We start from the raw sequence: 17,922 nt of genomic DNA, 5'->3' as shown, positions 1-17,922 counted from the left end.
TGCCTGGTCCGTGCGCCGGACCCGCGGATGCGCCAGAATTCGAGCAGCGGATACGAGCGGAGGAGCCGTTAAGTGAATACGTGGGGCGAGGTCGTCGTCGGCCTGGTAATTCTCGTCGGTCTGCTCGGCGTCATCGTGCCGATCCTGCCCGGCGTCATCCTGATCTTCGGCGCGATCCTGGTCTGGGCGATCATGACCGGCGGCGCCACGGCGTGGACCGTATTCGCCATCAGCACAGCGCTTCTCGTGCTCTCCGGCGTCGTCAAGTACACCTGGCCCGGGAAGAACATGAAGGAAGCAGGTGTCTCCAACCGAGCGCTGTTCTTCGGCGCGGTGCTCGGCATCGTCGGCTTCTTCGTGATCCCCGTGGTCGGGCTGTTCCTGGGATTCGTTCTCGGCGTTTATGTTTCGGAACTGCACCGGCTGCGCGCGCACAATCAGGCCTGGCCCGCGACCGTGCACGCGCTCAAAGGCGTCGGTCTGTCCATGCTGATCGAACTGTTCGGCGCCCTGCTCGCCACCGGTGTCTGGGTGGCGGGCGCGCTCATCACCTGAGCTATTCGATGGCCGGGAACGGAATAGTATCCGTCACTTCGACTTTCGGCAGCTGATCGCGGCGCAGCGGTAGCGTCGGCTGGTCGGCGCCGCGCAACGGGAGGGTGGGCCGCGGATCGGCGGGGACCGGCCGTTCGCGGACCGGCAGCCGATAGCAGGCGCGCGCGTTGTCCTCGAGCACGGCGAACATATCGCTGCCGACGACATCGCAGATCAGATCGACATCGGAGTCACGGAACGGACGGCCCGCCCTGGTGCCCGGCAGATCCGTACCGAACATGAGCGCGCCGGGATTGACCGCGTGAATCCGGCGGATGGTGTCCGCGACGTTCATCGACACCCGCCCGAAACCCGTTGCCTTGACCCGGGTTCCGCGATCGACCAGATCCAGCAGATAGGGCAGGCCCTCATCGGACATGCCGAGATGATCGATGGTCAGCGCGGGCAGTTTCGAGATCACCGGCTGCAACGACGCGAGCATCTGGCCGTCGATGTACAGCTCGACATGCCAGCCTGCCAGCTCATGGGCGCGCAGCGCGAGCAGCGTCATGCCGGTGATGTCGGCGGCCGCGCGCTTGAGGTTGAACCGCATCGCGCGCACGCCGACCCGGTCCAGCTCGGCGATCTCCTCGTCGGTCGCGTCCAGGTGCAGATTCGTCACCCCGACCCAGTCCGTGCCCAGCTCGGCCAGCGCCGCCTTCAGGTAGCTCTGATCGGTGCCCTGGAAGGAGCCGCTGACCACCGCGCCACCGACAACGTCGAAGCGCGACATGCGCTTTCGGTAATCGGCCAGGGTGTAGGGCTCCGGCAGGTATCCGTCGTTCTCGACCAGCGGGAACCGCGGATCGATGATGTGGACATGGGCATCGAACACTTGTACAGAATGCCACGGTGTGCGGTCTGCCGCTCCCTCGTCGCGGCGTGTTCGCCGCCCCGGGAGTGGTGCGTCAGACCTTGTGCGGCTCGCTGGCGCGCAGCATGTCTTCGCGCTCCACGACCTTGACCCGCTCGCGGCCCTCCGGCTCGCCGAGCGCGCGCTCGTGCGCGTCCAGGCGGTACCAGCCGTCCCAGGTGGTGAACGGAATGCCCTTGGACTCCAGGAATTCGGTGACGGCCTCGAGTTCGGGCTTCGGCGCCGGGGTGAAGTTCGCGCTGTCGTCGAGCAGGCAGGCCACCGTCTCGTTGGCGTCGCCCTTGGTGTGGCCGATCAGGCCGACCGGGCCGCGCTTGATCCAGCCGGTGACGTAGGTGGCGGGCATGTAGCGTGCCGCGCCGTCGGCGTCCTCGTCGCCGATCACGCGACCGGCCTCGTTCGGCACGGTGCCCGCCTGCTCGTCGAACGGCAGGTTGGTGATGTTCTGCGACAGGTAGCCGACCGCGCGGTACACGGCCTGGATATCCCACTCCTTGAAAACGCCTGTGCCCTTGACGTTTCCGGTGCCGTCGAGCTGGGTGCGCTCGGTGCGCAGGCCGACGACCTTGCCGTCCGCGCCGAGCACCTCGGCGGGCGACTCGAAGAAGTGCAGGTACAGCTTGTGCGGCCGGTTGCCCGCATCGCGAATCGCCCACTGCTCCAGCGTGTTGGCGACCATGTCGACCTGCTTGGAGTGGCGGCGCGCTGCCTCGGAGCCCTCGTCGTAATCGATGTCCTCGGGGTCGACGATGACCTCGATGGTCGGCGAGTGGTCGAGCTCGCGCAGTTCCAGCGGGGTGAACTTGGCCTGCGCGGGACCGCGGCGGCCGAACACGTGCACCTCGAGCGCCTTGTTGGCCTTGAGGCCCGCGTAGACGTTCGGCGGGATCTCGGTGGGCAGCAGTTCGTCACCGGTCTTGGCCAGCACGCGCGCGACGTCGAGCGCGACGTTGCCGACGCCGAGCACCGCGACCTTCTCGGCCTCGAGCGGCCACTCGCGCGGCACGTCCGGGTGGCCGTCGTACCAGGAGACGAAATCGGCGGCGCCGTGGCTGCCGTCCAGGTCGATGCCCGGGATGTCGAGTGCGCGGTCGGCGTTCGCGCCGGTCGAGAAGATCACCGCGTCGTAGAACGTGCGCAGGTCGTCGAGGGTGATGTCGACGCCGTAGTCGATATTGCCGAGCAGGCGGACCTGCGGCTTGTCGAGCACCTTGTGCAGTGCGGTGATGATGCCCTTGATGCGCGGGTGGTCCGGTGCGACGCCGTAGCGGATCAGGCCGAACGGCGCGGGCATGCGCTCGTACAGGTCGATGCTCACCTCGGCGTCGGACTTCATCAGAGCGTCGGCGGCGTAGATACCGGCCGGGCCTGCGCCGACAATCGCGATGCGGAGCGGTCGGGTCCCTGCGGTCTGTTCGGTCATCTTTTACGCGCACCCTTATGGTCGAGAAAGTTAATGGCGTCCGTCTTAGCTTAGGCTAAGTTGGCGCACCGCTTGCTTGCACCTGACGATGCGGACGCTGGTGAATGCTGGCTCGTGGCTACGGTCCCAGGTCGCCGCGGTTGTGAGCTGTCGTTATGGCTATGACAGCAGGCCGTGGTCTCGCGATTCTATCGGTGGTGTCACATACCTACTACCGCGGTGCGGTGAACTGGGTGGATGCCATGCGCCATCATCGACGCATGACCGAGCAGCAGCCGACCCCCGAGGACGACGAAGTCATCACCGTCGACCAGACCGACAAGCGCAGTATCGTGCCGTTCATCGCCGCCGCGGTGCTCGCCGTGGTCGTGCTCGGCGCCATCGTGGCGGGCGGGCTGCTCTCGCCCGCTGAGAAAAATGTCACAGAATCGGACAAGATCACCGCCGCGGTGCGGAATTTCGTCGAGGGCAGCAATACGACCGACCTGGTGCCGCCGCCCGGCACCGGCTGCCAGGGCTTCGATCCGAAGCGTTCACCGCTGGCCGGGCGGCCTGCCGGAAAGACCGTCGAGATCACGAAATTGGAGAATCCGGCGGTCGACGGCAATCGGGGGAAGGCCACCGTCACCGTGAAGATCGATGGCGCGGAGACCACCTCGACCTGGAATCTGACGCGCTCGGGCGACAAGTGGCTGGTCTGCAACTGAGTATTCCCGCACTTTGAGAGGGCGTTTGACACGGCGGCACTCGTCGTTGCAATCTCAACCGAAGGTCATGAGTGCCAGTTCCAAGCCCCGGCTAGCTGGTCGGCAACCCTCCTCCGCGGTGGGGTGCTCCGGGTGACGACCTGGCCGTGCGCCGAACCCGGGCGCGGCAAGTGCGGATTCCACAGGAGGTCCACATGAGTGACCATTACACACTCCTCGCTTACTCGTCTCGAACCATCAAATGCACGCCTTCGACGCAAGGCGAGTCGCGTCTCAAGGAGGTCGTGCAGTGAGTTATGCCGGTGACATCACCCCGCAGCAGGCCTGGGAGCTATTGCGGGACAACCAGGAAGCCGTCCTCGTCGACGTGCGCACCGAGGCGGAATGGCGCTTCGTCGGCGTGCCCGACACCAGCTCGATCGAGCGGCCCACCGTGCTGATCGAATGGGTGGACGGCACCGGAACGCGCAACGGCGCGTTCGCCGAGCAGCTCAGCGAGGCGCTCGACGGCCGCGACAAGGAGGCGCCCGTCGTCTTCCTGTGTCGTTCCGGTCAGCGCTCCCAGGGGGCGGCCACCGTCGCGACCGGGCTCGGATTCGGCCACTCCTACAACGTGCTAGAGGGTTTCGAAGGCGGACTCGACGCCTCCGGGCACCGCGGCGGCACGGGCTGGCGCGCCATCGGGCTGCCGTGGCGGCAGTCATGAGCAACGTGTGCTGTTCGTGCTCGGCCGATAGGAGCCAATCGTGATTACCGGTGGTGCGTTCGACAAGCCGCTGCCCGAAGGCGTCGGCCCGGCGACGCTCGGCGTCCGAGGCGGCTTGCGCCGCTCCGGATTCGAGGAGACCGGCGAGGCGCTGTACCTGACCTCCGGCTTCGTCTACGAGAGCGCCGAGGCGGCCGAGGCCGCGTTCACCGGCGAGATCGAGCATTTCGTCTACTCCCGCTACGGCAACCCGACGGTGGCCATGTTCGAGGAGCGGCTGCGCCTGATCGACGGCGCCGAAGCCTGTTTCGCGACGGCGAGCGGTATGTCGGCCGTATTCACCGCGCTCGGTGCGCTTTTGGGCGCGGGCGATCGACTTGTCGCCGCGCGCAGCCTGTTCGGCTCGTGCTTCGTGGTCTGCAACGAGATCCTGCCCCGGTGGGGAGTCGAGACCGTCTTCGTCGACGGTGACGATCTGGACCAGTGGGAGCAGGCGCTTTCGGTGCCGACCCAGGCCGTGTTCTTCGAGACGCCCGCCAACCCGATGCAGACACTCGTCGACGTCCGCCGGGTGACCGAGCTGGCCCATGCCGCGGGCGCGAAAGTGGTGCTGGACAACGTCTTCGCCACGCCATTGCTGCAGCGCGGCTTCGAGCTCGGCGCGGATGTCGTCGTCTACTCGGGCACCAAGCACATCGACGGCCAGGGCCGGGTGCTCGGTGGCGCGATCCTCGGCGCGCAGGACTACATCGACGGTCCGGTGAAACAGCTGATGCGCCATACCGGTCCGGCGCTGAGCCCGTTCAACGCGTGGACCTTGCTCAAGGGCTTGGAAACCATGCCGCTGCGGGTGCGCCATGCCACCGACTCCGCGCTGCGCGTCGCGCAGTTCCTGGAGGGCAACGACGCGGTCTCCTGGGTGAAATACCCGTTCCTGGAATCACATCCGCAATACGACCTGGCCACCAGCCAGATGAGCGGCGGCGGCACCGTGGTCACCTTCGAGCTGAACGCGCCTGCGGACGAGGCCAAGAAGCGTGCCTTCGAGGTGCTCAACCGGCTGCGGATCGTCGACATCTCCAACAATCTCGGCGACTCCAAAACCTTGATCACCCACCCGGCCACCACGACGCACCGCGCCATGGGCCCGGAGGGTCGCGCCACCATCGGTCTCACCGACGGCGTCGTCCGCATCTCGATCGGCCTGGAAGACGTCGAGGACCTCCTCGGCGACCTCGACCACGCTCTGAGCTAGCCACCGGTTTCGTCGAAGGCGCGGGTTCCCTCGGGGCCCGCGCCTTTCGCGTCCTGCTGGAATCGCGCCGATTACCCTTGTGACATGCGGATATCGGTAGCTGTGGACGAGCGAGTCGGGGTGGCCGAGGAACTGGTCGCCGAACTCGGCAAGCGCGGGCACGAGGCGGTGTTGCACGGTGCGCTGTCCGAGGACGAGCGCGACGATTGGGCCTGGGCCAGTGCGGCGGCGGCGCGCGATGTCGCCGAGGGGCGGGCCGAGCAGGGGATCGTCTGCTGCTGGACGGGTACCGGCGCCTCGATCGCGGCGAACAAGGTCGCGGGTATTCGCGCCGCGCTGTGCGCCGATGCCGCCACCGCCGCGGGCGCTCGCAAATGGAACGACGCGAATGTGCTAGCCCTGAGCCTGCGTTCGACTTCCAGCGCCGAACTCACCGAAATCCTCGACGCCTGGTTCACCACAGCCCCGAGCTCGGATGCGGACGATCAAGCCAACATCACCCACCTCGCCGACCTCGAGCGCTAGCCCGTCGCCCGATCATTGACAGCATGCTGTCGAATATGACAGGATGCTGTCATGATGAAAACGGTGCACATGGCGGTTTACGACACGCTCGCGGATTGGGAGGTCGGTGCGGCGGTCGCGCACATCAACAATCGGGCTTGGCAGCGGGAGCCGGGGGCGTTCCAGGTCAGGACGGTTGGGTTGACCTTGGATCCGGTGGTGACGATGGGTGGGGTTCGCATCGTGCCGGATCTGGCGGTGGCCGATCTGGCGCCGGAGGACAGCGTGATGCTGATTCTGGCGGGGGCGGAAACGTGGATGGGCGAGGAGCTGGTTCCGTTCGCGCGTAAGGCGCGGGAGTTCGTCGAGGCCGGTGTGCCGGTTGCCGGAATGTGCGGCGCCACTTTCGGTCTGGCGAAGGAGGGGCTGCTCGACGAGCGCAGGCACACCAGCAATGTCGCCGAGTATCTGCAGTACAGCGGGTATGCGGGCGGTGCGAACTACGTAGACGAGCCCGCGGTCACCGACGGTGACGTGATCACGGCAAGCGGCACAGCGCCTTTCGACTTCGCGCGCGAGGTGCTCGGCAGGCTCGGCGTCTACGAATCGCATGTGCTCGACGGCTGGTACCGGCTCTACGCGAACTCCGATCCGGCGGGGTACGCGGTGCTGGCGGAGTACGAGGCGCGGCAGCTGGCGGCCGCGCAGTGAGGCGCGGACCTGTGTGGTATTCGACGATCGCGGCCATGGATCATTGCGGCATGAGCGAATCGGCAACGGAGCGCGGCCGTGAGTGACGCCCGCGAACAGGAGCTGTTCAGTACGGCGGCGATCACCTCATTCCGGCTCAACGGCCAATTCCTCGCCATCGCAGAGGAATTGGCCGCTCCGGCCGGCCTGACCGCCGCCTGGTGGCAGGTGCTCGGCGCGGTATTGCGCGAGCCGCTGCCGGTCTCCGGCATCGCCCGCGCGATGGGCATCACCCGCCAAAGCGTCCAGCGCATCGCGGACCTGCTGGTGGACAAGGGCCTTGCCGAATACCACCCCAATCCGGCCCACCGCCGCGCCAAACTCGTCGCCCCCACCGCGGCGGGCCGCGAAGCCATCGCCCGCATCGACCCCCAGCACGCCGTCGTCGCACAGCGTTTGGCGAAGGAGCTCGGCCCCGAGCAACTGGCCCGTACCGCGGCAGCACTCACCACCCTGTCGGCCGCGCTCGACGCCATCACCGCCGACCCGAGGCTGACCGGCTAGAACAATGCAGGCGGCGCAGACCGGAGCCGCCACCCCTCGGGGCCTGGTGCCGCACACCATAGACGTTGGCGCGGACAGGTTTTGGGCTGCTATCCACTGGTCCCAGATAGTCGGGGCGTGGGTTACTTACCGAAGGGGGCTTCGGTGCGGCCGACGAGGTCGGCGACCGAATCGACCACCAGGGTCGGGCGGTACGGGTACTGCTCGACGGAGCCGAGGGTGGAGATGCCGGAGGTGACGAGGATGGTGCGCATGCCCGCCTCCAGGCCGGCGACGATATCGGTGTCCATGCGGTCGCCGATCATCACGGTGGACTGGGAGTGCGCGCCGATACGACGCAGGGCCGAGCGCATCATCAACGGGTTCGGCTTGCCGACGTAGTACGGGTCGCGGCCGGTGGCGCGGGTGATCAGCGCGGCCACCGAGCCGGTCGCGGGCAGTAGGCCGTCGCGCGACGGGCCGGTCGGGTCGGGGTTGGTGGCGATGAAGCGGGCGCCGCGCTCGACGAGGCGGATCGCGGTGGTGATCGCCTCGAAGGAATAGGTGCGGGTCTCGCCGAGCACCACGTAGTCCGGATCGCTGTCGGTGAGCACGTAGCCGATCTCGTGCAGCGCGGTGGTGAGCCCGGATTCGCCGACGACGTAGGCGGTTCCGTTGGGCCGCTGATCGTTGAGGAAGGTCGCGGTGGCCAGCGCCGAGGTCCAGATGGCCTCTTCCGGGATGTCGAGCCCGGTGTGGCGCAGCCTGGCCTGCAGGTCGCGCGGGGTGCGGATGGAGTTGTTGGTGAGCACCAGGAACGGCGTGCCGTTGTCGCGCAGTTCGGCGAGGAATTTGTCGGCGCCGGGGACCAGGTGGTCCTCGTGCACCAGGACGCCGTCCATATCGGTGAGGTAGGACAGGATCGGCTCGTTATCTGCGGTCACCAGCCAATTATCCGCTATCGAGTGAGTTGGGCGATCGTACAGTGTCACGGGGCGGCCGAATCGACTCGGCTACCCGGACACTTTCCGCCGCTATCGCCGGATTTCGGGGACAAACAGAGCGAAAAGTGTCCGTGGGGCAGCGGTCCTTACAGCGCCAGTGTCGCCGTCGACGGATCGACCGAACTCCGCGTCAGCGCCTTCGCCTTGGTCCGGATCAGCGCCTCGCGCGGCGCCCGGGCGATATCGCTCGTGACGGCGGCCAGTGCCGCGGGCAGCTCCGCCAACGGCACCACCTCGCTCACCAGGCCGAGCCGCAGTGCCTCCGCCGCATCGATCTCGCGCCCGGTCATGCACAGGTACCGCGCGGCGGCCCCGCCGATCAGATCGTGCAGCGGCCCGTACACCACATCGGCCCAGGAATGCTCGGGATGGCCGAATCGCGCTGTGTCACTGGCGATCCGGATGTCGCACAGCGTCGCGAGATCGAATCCGCCCGCCAGCGCCGGCCCGTTGATCGCGGCGACGACGGGCAGCGGGAAGCGCAGCACCGTGTGGTGGAATCGATCGCTGGACGGCCAGAGTGCCTGCTGCACTTCGGGATCCGACGAGCTGAACTCGCGCAGGTCGAAGCCCGCGCTGAATACCGCACCGGCGCCGGTCAATCCGACGACCTTCACCGATTCGTCGGCAGCCAGCGCGTCCAGCGCGTCGCTGAGCTGATCGCGCAACTCGATGGACAGGGCGTTCTTCTTCTCCGGCCGGTCGAGGGTCAGCGTGACGACGCCGTCGACGATGGCGGAGATGTCGATCATCTGCACCAGGGAATCTTCACTCGCCCAGCGGCGGTTGGCTAGTCTCGGAAAGTAAAAGCTGCTGTGGCGGACGAACCTCGAGGAGCAAGCATATGGGCGTACTGAAGCTCGGATACAAGGCATCGGCGGAGCAGTTCGGCCCGCGTGAGCTGGTCGAGATCGCAGTGTCGGCCGAGGAGCACGGCCTGGACAGCGCGACCGTGAGCGATCACTTCCAGCCGTGGCGGCACAAGGGCGGGCACGCGCCGTTCTCGCTGGCCTGGATGGCCGCGGTCGGCGAGCGCACCAAGCGCATCCAGCTCGGCACCTCCGTGCTCACCCCGACCTTCCGCTACAACCCCGCGGTGATCGCGCAGGCCTTCGCCACCATGGGTGTGCTGTACCCGAACCGGGTGATGCTCGGCGTCGGCAGCGGTGAGGCGCTGAACGAGATCGCCACCGGCTACACCGGCGAATGGCCGGAATTCAAGGAGCGGTTCGCGCGGCTGCGCGAATCCGTCGACCTGATGCGTGCCCTGTGGACCGGCGAGCGCACCGATTTCGACGGCCAGTACTACCGCACCGTCGGCGCCTCGATCTACGACGTGCCCAAGGACGGCATTCCGGTCTACATCGCCGCGGGCGGTCCGCTGGTGGCCCGCTACGCGGGTCGCGTGGGTGACGGTTTCATCTGCACCTCGGGCAAGGGCATGGACCTCTACACCGAGAAGTTGATGCCCGCGGTCGTCGAGGGCGCGGCGAAGGCGGGCCGCACGCTCGACGATATCGACCGGATGATCGAGATCAAGATCTCCTACGACACCGATCCCGAACTGGCGCTGGAGAATACGCGCTTCTGGGCGCCGCTGTCGCTGACCGCGGAGCAGAAGCATTCGATCACCGACCCGATCGAGATGGAGGCGGCCGCCGACGCGCTGCCGATCGAGCAGATCGCCAAGCGCTGGATCGTCGCCAGCGATCCGGACGAGGCCGTCGCGCAGATCAAGCCCTATCTCGACGCGGGCCTCAACCACCTGGTCTTCCACGCGCCCGGCCATGATCAGAACCGGTTCCTCGACCTCTTCCAGCGGGATCTGGCGCCGCGGCTGCGCGCGCTGGGGTAAAGGCGTCTTTGCAGTGCCCTGAGGTTTGACGGCCCCGAAGGTGTTGTGCTGGAGGGGCATCCGGGGAAAGATCCGGTCGTGTGATCAACAGACGAGTTCACGGAGTCATGCTGCTCGCCGCGTCCGCGGCCGCGGCGGCGTTCATTCCCGTCACCGCCGCGCCCGCCGGCGCGGCGACGACGTTCAAGGTCCCCGAGGTCAGCTTCGCGGGCACCGCGGCGGGCACGGTGACCGCGACCCTGCGCAATCCGAACGACCGCGGCCGCTGCTGGGCCGAGGCCGGTATCGGCCCCGACAACAACCACCGGTTCTTCGGTGACGGCAGCCCCGATTCGCTGGCCAATCCCGGCCAGACCATCAAGATCTCGATGACCGGCCTCGAGCCGGGCACCACGATCACCGCGCGCGGCGGCTGTGCCAACGACGCTCCCGGCGAGTACCTGCTCGGCGACACCGTCACCGTCACCGTGCCCAAGGACAAGCCGGCCACCGGCAGCTTCGGCTTCTGATCCGAAGGGCGACATGATCAGTAAACGAATGCCGGGAGCCCTGCTCGTCGTGTCCGCCGCGGCGGTGCTGTTCGCCCCGGCCGCCAACGCGATCGAGGACGGCGCGACGAACCCGCTGCAGACCCCCGAGGTCAGCTTCGCCGGTGCCGGACCGGGCGCCGTCACGGCCACGGTCCGCAACCCGAACGACCGCGGCGTGTGCTGGGCGCTCGCCGAGAACGGCCAGATCTTCGGCGGCGACCAGTCGCTGGCCGGTCCCGGCGCGACCATCAAGGCCACGCTCGAGGGCCTGAAGCCGGGCAGCACCATCCAGGCCACCGGCATCTGCGCCTACCGCTATCCGGTCGAAAAGGCCGACTACTCATGGTCGCTGGCGCCCATCACCGTCAACGTCCCCGACAAGAAGCCCGCCACCGGCAGCTTCGGCTGACCTGTTCAGACCTCGACCGGCGTCAATGTCCAGCTGCCGCCGCCGTCGAGCTCGAGCCGCTGCGTGTGGTGCCGATCGACCGTGCTGCGATGCGCGACGCTGACCAGCACGGTCTTCGGCGTTTCGGTGCGGACCAGGTGATACAGGGTGTATTCGAGGCCCTCGTCGACCGAGGATGTCGCCTCGTCGAGAAACGCCAATTTCGGTGCGAGCAGCAGGATTCGGGCGAACGCGACGCGTTGCTGCTCACCGGGCGACAGGGTGGCCGCCCAGTCGGCCTCCTCGGCGAGCCGGTCGGTCAGGTGCCCGAGGTTGACCTTGATCAGCGTGTCGCGCAAGGCGTCCTCGGTGACGATGTCGGGTGCGGCCGGATAGGTGATGGCGGTGCGCAGATCGCCGAGCGGCAGATACGGCCGCTGCGACAGGAACAGCGTGTCGTTGCCGAGCGGGCGGCGCACCTGCCCCTCGGTGTAGGGCCACAGCTCGCCGATACTGCGCAGCAGTGTCGTCTTCCCGACGCCCGAATCTCCTTTCACCACAAGCGCATCGCCCGGTGTGAGCCGCAGGTGCAGGTCCGTGATGAGCGGGGTGCCGTCGGGTTTGCTCACCCGGACACTGTCGAGTTCGAGCCCCTCGGCGAGCTCGCTGGTCGAAATCGTGGGCAGCTCCCTGGACTGCCGGTCGGCCTTCAACATGCCGTCGAGCCGGACCAGTGTCGATCGGTAATAGGTGAACGCGTCGAACGACATCTGCGGCATCGACAGTGCGTTCTGCACCTGGGTGAACGCACTCGCGGCCTGCTGCAGATCGCCGATGGTCGTGGTGCCGGTGAACACCCGGGGGCCGAGCAGCAGCACCGTGAAGATGGCGGCGGTCTGATTGGTCACCAGATTCCAGCCGTAGAACTTCAGCAGCCGGTACACCCGGGCCCACATATTGGCGATGACCGCGCCGAACCTGGCGAACAGCCCGGCCCGTTCGACCTGCTCGCCGTGATAGAACGCGACGCTCTCGGCGTTCTCGCGCAACCGGACCAGCGCGTAGCGATAGTTCGCCGTGAAGCGCTGGAACAGGAAGTTCAACTTGATCAGCGGGTACACGATCCAGAACGCCATCCCGGTGGCGAAGGCGATCCACAGGAATGCCGCGAATACCAGCGCCTTCGGGACCTCCCAGTCGAATAGGTGCAGCGGGCCGGACAGCCGCCACAGGATCGGGGTGAACGACACCAGCCCGAGCCCGCTGCCGATGACGCCGTTGCCGCTGACCGAATACGGGCCGACATTGCCGCCGAAGCACAGCGCGAACGAGCCGTTCACGAAATCCTGCGCGTCCTGCTGAATGCGCTGATCGGCGTTATCGATGGTGGTGTCGATGAAGCGGCCCCGGTAGTAGGCCTTTCCGGCGGTCCAGTCGTCCAGCAGGCGGTTGTTGACCCAAGTCCACCAATGGATTTGGAAGGCGTTGTTGAGCCAGTAGGTCACCATGCCCATGACCACGGTGATCGTCGCGAGCACCCCGAAGACCCGCAGGCTGTGCCAGAACATCGCCTCGGCATGCGCGGTGGCCTCGCTGCCCTTGTTCTCCACCAGCGCCTGCACGCCGAGCTGTAGCGAGGTGTACAGATCGTTGTAGAAGTAGGTGACCAGCACCGTCATTCGCACGCTGTACACCGCGAGCAGCAGGACAACGGCGAACAATGCCCAAGCCCGCCAGCTCTGCCTGCCGACGAAGTACCCGCCGGTGATCCGCCAGAACATCCGCCCCCACTCGGTGAACCGCAGAATCCCCGCGGTAACCACCAGGAAGACCAATGCCGTGATGACAAAGGCCTTCCCGATCCACCACGCGCTGAGTACGGTCTCGTTCCCCCAATCGAGCCCGGCAGCCACCACCATGCGCGGAGTCTAAGCGCAACCCACCGGCAACCCGCCGGCCGAAACGCCGGAATACCAGCCGATATCGGCCGAGCCAACCGGCGCGCCATGGAGTTGTGTCCTGTAATGGCAGGCCATGGACGGCCGATCTCACGATTGAGCGACCCAGCGCTGGCTGGGCGTCGAACATCGGAGTGCACAGTGCCATCCCGGATCGGCTTTCTGACTTCCGCCGTCATCGGTGCGAGCGCGCTGTCCCTGGTCCTCGGCGGTTGTGCAGCGCCGCGGGAATCTCAGACCGATTCTGCCGCAACAACACTCGGTTCTACCGCGCCCATAACCGCAACACCCTCGGTGACTTCGGCACCTTCGACGAACACCGCGCCCGCGACCAACACCGCATCGACGACGAACGCGGGACCTCCAGCAAACGCGGCGTCGTGGGCGACGATGCGTCCCGCTGCCGCGCACACCGCGGTCCCGTCACCGACCCGGCTCCGGCACCGTCGCCCGCTCCGGCGCAGCCCGCGCCCACTGCACCCGCACCGCTGGCCGTTCCGCCACCGGCTGCCCCGCCACCGGCGGCCGACCCGGCGCCCTCCTGCGGACCGGACTCCTACATCAACTCCGATGGCGTCTGTGTCCATCGCCCCGCGCAGGCTCCCGGCCCGCCGTCCGGCGCCACCGCCAAATGCCGGGATGGCACCTATTCGTTCAGCCAGCACCGCAGCGGCACGTGTTCGGGCCACGGTGGTGTCGCCGCCTGGCTGTAGACCTGCTCAGGCGCGGGTGAGGGTGAAGATGCGGAGGTCGCGGGTGGTGCGGGAGCGGTAGGCGTCGTAGGCGCCGGTGATTTCCACGAAGCGGCTGAAGAGGGCGGCCTTTTCGGTGGGGTCTTCGATTCTGGTCGCGGTGACGGCGATGCGCTGGCCCGCGATGGCGACCGTGGCGGCCGGGTTGGCCAGGAGGTTCGCGGTCCAGGCGGGGTGTTTGGCCTGGCCGAAATTGCTGCCGATGACGTGCAGTTTGTCGCCGTCGTGCACGTAGAGCAGCGGCTGGGTGCGCGGTTCGCCGGATTTGCGGCCGATGCTGGTCAGCAGGATGACCGGGGCGCCGATCGGGCCGAGCACGGTGTACTTGGCATCGGTGCGTTCGAGTACCGCGCGATCCAGCGGAGTCAGCTTGCGAACGACCCAGGAGCCGGGTTTGGTCGCCGCGAACTTGTTCGCCACGCGGGAAAGGACATTCGTGCGCGAACCCCAGATCTGGTTCGGGAACTGCTCGGCCATGCACCGAACTATAGGCGGCGGCTCTGCGCCGCGCGCCGAGATCACACCCCGTCCCTACTCCGCGGTAACCGGTTGCTAACTAAGCTCTCGGATATGGCCGATCATGCTCCGTCCACCGTGTACATCGCATCGCCCGAGGGTGACACCGGCAAATCGACGGTTGCGCTCGGTGTGCTGCAGATGCTGTGCGCGACCACCGCGCGGGTCGGGGTGTTCCGGCCCATCACCCGCTCGACCACCGAACCCGACTACATCCTCGAACTGCTGCTCGAGCACAGCACCGCCGATATCGACTACGCACAGGCCGTCGGCGTCACCTACGAGGACGTGCACGCCGACCCGGACGCCGCGATCAGCGAGATCGTGATGCGCTTCCACGAGGTGGCCAAGGTCTGCGACGCGGTGGTGGTGATCGGCACCGACTACACCGATGTGGCCAGCCCGAGCGAACTGCGCTACAACGCCCGCATCGCGGTGAACCTCGGCGCGCCGGTGCTGCTGGTGGTGCGCGGTTCGGGCCGCACGCCGGACGAGGTGCGCCATCTGACCGAATTGTGTGCGAGCGAACTGGCATTGGAGCACGCGCAGCTCGCTGCCATCATCGCGAACCGCTGCGACCCGGAGCAGCTGGACGAAGTCTGTTCCGCCCTCGGCGGTTTCGATGTTCCCTCGTGGACGCTGCCCGAGGTGCCGCTGCTGATCGCGCCGACCATGGCCGAGCTGTGCGGCGCCATCGACGGCGAAATGTACAGCGGTGACCCGGAACTGCTGCAGCGCGAGGCGCTGAAGATCATGGTCGGCGGCATGACCGCCGAGCACATCCTGGAGCGGCTGGTCGACGGCGTCGTGGTGATCGCGCCGGGTGACCGCTCGGACGTGCTGCTCAGCGTGGTGAATGCCCATGAGGCGGAAGGGTTTCCGTCGCTGTCGGGGATCATCATGAACGGCGGCATGCTGCCCCATCCCGCGGTGGCCAGGCTGATGACCGGCCTGAAGCCGAAGCTGCCCATCCTCACCACGGGCCTGGGTACCTACGACGCCGCGAGCGCCGCCTACCGCACCCGCGGCCGGATGTCGGCGGGCAGTCCGGTCAAGGTCGATACCGCGATCGCGGTGATGGAGCAGCGGGTGAACGCGGGGGAGCTGTTGCGCCGCTTCGCTGTTCCCCCGAGCAATGTGGTGACCCCGCAGATGTTCGAGTACCAGCTGATCGAGCGGGCGCGGTCGGACCGCAAGCGCATCGTGCTGCCGGAGGGCAACGACGACCGCATCCTGCGCGCGGCGGGCCGGGTACTGCAGCGCAAGATCGCCGATCTGGTCATTCTCGGCGATGAGGCGACGGTGCGCGCCCGCGCCGCCGAACTCGGTGTGGACATCGCCGACGCGCAGGTGCTCGATCCGCGCAACTCCGGCTACCTCGAGGACTTCGCCGCCGAATACACCGAGCTGCGCAAGCACAAGGGCATGACGCTGGAGCGGGCCCGCGAAACCGTCTCCGATATCTCGTATTTCGGCACCATGATGGTCTACAAGGGCATCGCCGACGGCATGGTGTCCGGCGCCGCGCACACCACCGCGCACACCATCCGGCCGTCGTTCGAGATCATCAAGACGGTGCCCGGCGTGAACACCGTCTCCAGCGTGTTCCTCATGTGCCTGGCCGATCGCGTGCTGGCCTATGGCGACTGCGCCGTCGTACCGGATCCGAGCTCGGAACAGCTTGCCGATATCGCCATTTCGTCGGCGGGCACCGCCGCCAGGTTCGGCATCGAGCCCAGGGTGGCGATGCTGTCCTACTCGACCGGCGAATCCGGCAGCGGCGCGGATGTGGACAAGGTGCGGGTGGCCACCAAGCTGGTCCGCGAGCGCGAGCCGGACCTGTTGGTGGAGGGCCCGATTCAGTACGACGCGGCGATCGAGCCGACCGTGGCCAACACCAAGCTGCCCGACTCGGAGGTGGCCGGTCGCGCGACGGTCTTCATCTTCCCCGACCTCAATACCGGCAACAACACCTACAAGGCCGTGCAGCGCAGCGCGGGCGCCATCGCGATCGGCCCGGTGCTGCAGGGCCTGCGCAAGCCGGTCAACGACCTGTCCCGCGGCGCGCTGGTCGCCGACATCGTGAACACGGTGGCCATCACCGCGATTCAGGCCCAGGGCGACTAGGTGAGTTACGAGACATGGGCGGCGTGATGCGGAACAAGCGCGCGACCGGCGCGGTTGCCGATCGTGTACGGATTACGGCTCTGAGCAGGGAGGCAGCATGAGCGAGGATCTGGTCCTTGTGATCAATTCCGGCTCGTCGTCGATCAAATACCAGCTGCTCGACCCGGAAACGAGCGCGGTCGCCGCCTCCGGGATGGTCGAGCGGATCGGCGAGGCCGAGGGCGGCATCGAGCACAAGGCCGACGGCAAGACCGTCGAGCATCGCGGGCCGATCGCCGATCACACCGCGGGGCTGCGCCTGGTCTTCGACATGTTCGCCGAGACCGGGCACGACCTGGCGAGCGAGGGCGTGCACGCGGTCGGGCACCGGGTGGTGCACGGCGGCGAGGTGTTCTACCGGCCGACGCTGATCGACGACGGAGTCGTCGAGGCCATCTCGGAGCTGTCTTCGCTTGCACCGCTGCATAATCCGGCCAATGTCGCGGGCATCGAGAGCGCGCGTGAGCTGCTACCGGGCGTGCCGCAGGTCGCGGTGTTCGACACCGCGTTCTTCCACGGACTGCCCGCCGCCGCCAAGACCTACGCGATCGACGCGAAAGTCGCCGCCGCGCACGGTATCCGGCGCTACGGCTTCCACGGCACCTCACACGAGTACGTCTCCGGCCAGGCCGCGGCGCTGCTCGGCCGCGATCCGGGTGCGCTGAATCAGATTGTCTTCCACCTGGGCAACGGCGCGTCGGCCTCGGCCATCCGCGGCGGCAACCCCGTCGACACCACCATGGGCCTGACCCCGTTGGAGGGCCTGGTGATGGGTACCAGATCCGGCGATATCGATCCCGGCATCGTGGCGCACCTGGTGCGCTCGGCGCGGATGGACATCGATCAGGTCGACGAACTGCTCAACCGCGATTCGGGCATCAAGGGCCTGTCCGGCGTCAACGACTTCCGCGAACTGCAGCGTCTCATCGATGCGGGCGATCCCGCGGCCCGCCTCGCCTACGACGTCTACATCCACCGCCTGCGCCGCTACCTCGGCGCGTACCTGATCGAATTGGGCGGTGTCGACGCCATCACCTTCACCGCGGGTGTCGGCGAGAACAGCCCGCAGGTCCGCGCCGACGCACTCGCCGGACTGACCCGATTCGGCATCGCGGTCGATCCGGACCGCAACACCGCGAAAGACCGCGCCGCCCGGCGCATCTCGCCGCTGGACGCCGAGGTCGCGGTGCTGGTGGTGCCGACCAACGAGGAGCTCGCGATCGCCCGCGCCGCGCGCGAGGTGGTCGCGGCGGGCTGACGCTTCACGAAATTTTCACGATGGCCGCGCCAAGATGGGTCATGGATCAGGTTCGCGGCGCACCGAAGACCATCGGGCCCAAACCATCCGCGCAGCACAGGATGACGATGACCCTCGCACGTCCGATGGTGCTGTCCCGGACTGCCCTCTGGACAGCCCGCGCGGATTCGATGGGGGAGCCCGCGGTGTGCCACTGCCT

The 17,922-nt window shown here is 67.4% G+C and carries 19 protein-coding genes and 1 riboswitch; of the genes, 13 read left to right on the top strand and 6 right to left on the bottom strand.

Annotated features, from left to right (window positions below; all coding sequences use genetic code 11):
• Positions 1-72 precede the first annotated feature (72 nt).
• The gene (locus tag ACIG5A_RS20180) at positions 73-555 is read left to right on the top strand and encodes a DUF456 domain-containing protein (RefSeq protein WP_397242090.1); all 483 of its coding nucleotides are present in this window, start codon (positions 73-75) and stop codon (positions 553-555) included.
• Position 556: 1 nt separating this feature from the next.
• Here ACIG5A_RS20180 and ACIG5A_RS20175 read toward each other — a convergent pair whose 3' ends face one another.
• On the bottom strand, positions 557-1,429 hold the full coding sequence (locus ACIG5A_RS20175) for an amidohydrolase family protein (RefSeq protein WP_397242088.1): 873 nt from the start codon (positions 1,427-1,429) through the stop codon (positions 557-559).
• Between the two features lie 73 nt (positions 1,430-1,502).
• A complete protein-coding gene (locus ACIG5A_RS20170; protein WP_397242086.1) occupies positions 1,503-2,891 on the bottom strand; it encodes an FAD-dependent oxidoreductase in 1,389 nt (462 codons plus the stop codon).
• A gap of 260 nt (positions 2,892-3,151) precedes the next feature.
• Between ACIG5A_RS20170 and ACIG5A_RS20165 the strand changes: the two genes are divergently transcribed.
• The 6 genes from ACIG5A_RS20165 (at position 3,152) to ACIG5A_RS20140 (ending at position 7,317) form a co-directional block, all read left to right on the top strand.
• Positions 3,152-3,598, top strand: a complete 447-nt coding sequence (locus ACIG5A_RS20165) for a hypothetical protein (protein ID WP_397242085.1) — start codon at positions 3,152-3,154, stop codon at positions 3,596-3,598.
• A gap of 63 nt (positions 3,599-3,661) precedes the next feature.
• Positions 3,662-3,777, top strand: a riboswitch (SAM riboswitch).
• A gap of 110 nt (positions 3,778-3,887) precedes the next feature.
• On the top strand, positions 3,888-4,304 hold the full coding sequence (locus ACIG5A_RS20160) for a rhodanese-like domain-containing protein (protein WP_397242083.1): 417 nt from the start codon (positions 3,888-3,890) through the stop codon (positions 4,302-4,304).
• 40 nt (positions 4,305-4,344) lie between these two features.
• Positions 4,345-5,559 (top strand): O-succinylhomoserine sulfhydrylase, encoded by a 1,215-nt coding sequence (locus ACIG5A_RS20155; protein WP_397242081.1) that lies wholly within the window; start codon positions 4,345-4,347, stop codon positions 5,557-5,559.
• 84 nt (positions 5,560-5,643) lie between these two features.
• On the top strand, positions 5,644-6,084 hold the full coding sequence (locus tag ACIG5A_RS20150) for an RpiB/LacA/LacB family sugar-phosphate isomerase (RefSeq protein WP_397242079.1): 441 nt from the start codon (positions 5,644-5,646) through the stop codon (positions 6,082-6,084).
• Positions 6,085-6,138: 54 nt separating this feature from the next.
• The gene (locus tag ACIG5A_RS20145; protein ID WP_397243916.1) at positions 6,139-6,774 is read left to right on the top strand and encodes a DJ-1/PfpI family protein; all 636 of its coding nucleotides are present in this window, start codon (positions 6,139-6,141) and stop codon (positions 6,772-6,774) included.
• Between the two features lie 78 nt (positions 6,775-6,852).
• A complete protein-coding gene (locus tag ACIG5A_RS20140; protein ID WP_397242077.1) occupies positions 6,853-7,317 on the top strand; it encodes a MarR family winged helix-turn-helix transcriptional regulator in 465 nt (154 codons plus the stop codon).
• A gap of 122 nt (positions 7,318-7,439) precedes the next feature.
• Here the strand turns inward: ACIG5A_RS20140 and ACIG5A_RS20135 are convergent, their stop codons facing one another.
• The gene (locus tag ACIG5A_RS20135) at positions 7,440-8,198 is read right to left on the bottom strand and encodes an HAD-IIA family hydrolase (RefSeq protein ID WP_397243914.1); all 759 of its coding nucleotides are present in this window, start codon (positions 8,196-8,198) and stop codon (positions 7,440-7,442) included.
• A 188-nt stretch (positions 8,199-8,386) separates the two neighbouring features.
• Positions 8,387-9,052, bottom strand: a complete 666-nt coding sequence (locus tag ACIG5A_RS20130; RefSeq protein ID WP_397242075.1) for an enoyl-CoA hydratase/isomerase family protein — start codon at positions 9,050-9,052, stop codon at positions 8,387-8,389.
• A gap of 92 nt (positions 9,053-9,144) precedes the next feature.
• On the opposite strand from ACIG5A_RS20130, the gene fgd reads away from it, so the two are divergent.
• The 3 genes from fgd (at position 9,145) to ACIG5A_RS20115 (ending at position 11,094) form a co-directional block, all read left to right on the top strand.
• Positions 9,145-10,155 carry a glucose-6-phosphate dehydrogenase (coenzyme-F420) gene (gene fgd, locus ACIG5A_RS20125; RefSeq protein ID WP_397242074.1) on the top strand — a complete coding sequence of 337 codons (1,011 nt, stop codon included), beginning with the start codon at positions 9,145-9,147 and terminating at the stop codon, positions 10,153-10,155.
• Between the two features lie 80 nt (positions 10,156-10,235).
• Complete coding sequence (locus ACIG5A_RS20120; RefSeq protein WP_397242072.1) at positions 10,236-10,664, top strand: hypothetical protein; 429 nt, start codon at positions 10,236-10,238, stop codon at positions 10,662-10,664.
• 13 nt (positions 10,665-10,677) lie between these two features.
• Positions 10,678-11,094, top strand: a complete 417-nt coding sequence (locus ACIG5A_RS20115; RefSeq protein ID WP_397242070.1) for a hypothetical protein — start codon at positions 10,678-10,680, stop codon at positions 11,092-11,094.
• Between the two features lie 5 nt (positions 11,095-11,099).
• Here ACIG5A_RS20115 and ACIG5A_RS20110 read toward each other — a convergent pair whose 3' ends face one another.
• Positions 11,100-12,992, bottom strand: a complete 1,893-nt coding sequence (locus ACIG5A_RS20110; protein WP_397242068.1) for an ABC transporter ATP-binding protein/permease — start codon at positions 12,990-12,992, stop codon at positions 11,100-11,102.
• A 251-nt stretch (positions 12,993-13,243) separates the two neighbouring features.
• Between ACIG5A_RS20110 and ACIG5A_RS20105 the strand changes: the two genes are divergently transcribed.
• A complete protein-coding gene (locus ACIG5A_RS20105) occupies positions 13,244-13,744 on the top strand; it encodes a DUF3761 domain-containing protein (RefSeq protein ID WP_397242066.1) in 501 nt (166 codons plus the stop codon).
• Positions 13,745-13,750: 6 nt separating this feature from the next.
• On the opposite strand, the gene ACIG5A_RS20100 is transcribed toward ACIG5A_RS20105, so the two are convergent.
• Positions 13,751-14,260 (bottom strand): nitroreductase/quinone reductase family protein, encoded by a 510-nt coding sequence (locus ACIG5A_RS20100; RefSeq protein ID WP_397242064.1) that lies wholly within the window; start codon positions 14,258-14,260, stop codon positions 13,751-13,753.
• Positions 14,261-14,353: 93 nt separating this feature from the next.
• On the opposite strand from ACIG5A_RS20100, the gene pta reads away from it, so the two are divergent.
• Both pta and ACIG5A_RS20090 read left to right on the top strand, forming a co-directional pair.
• The gene (gene pta / locus ACIG5A_RS20095) at positions 14,354-16,426 is read left to right on the top strand and encodes a phosphate acetyltransferase (RefSeq protein WP_397242062.1); all 2,073 of its coding nucleotides are present in this window, start codon (positions 14,354-14,356) and stop codon (positions 16,424-16,426) included.
• A gap of 97 nt (positions 16,427-16,523) precedes the next feature.
• Complete coding sequence (locus ACIG5A_RS20090) at positions 16,524-17,723, top strand: acetate kinase (RefSeq protein ID WP_397242060.1); 1,200 nt, start codon at positions 16,524-16,526, stop codon at positions 17,721-17,723.
• Positions 17,724-17,922: the final 199 nt, after the last annotated feature.

The sequence above is a fragment of the Nocardia sp. NPDC052566 genome, assembly GCF_044547285.1.
Classification (GTDB): Bacteria; Actinomycetota; Actinomycetes; order Mycobacteriales; family Mycobacteriaceae; genus Nocardia.
The sequence above is the reverse complement of the archived record's forward strand: the minus strand, read 5'-3'. Positions and strand labels throughout refer to the sequence as shown.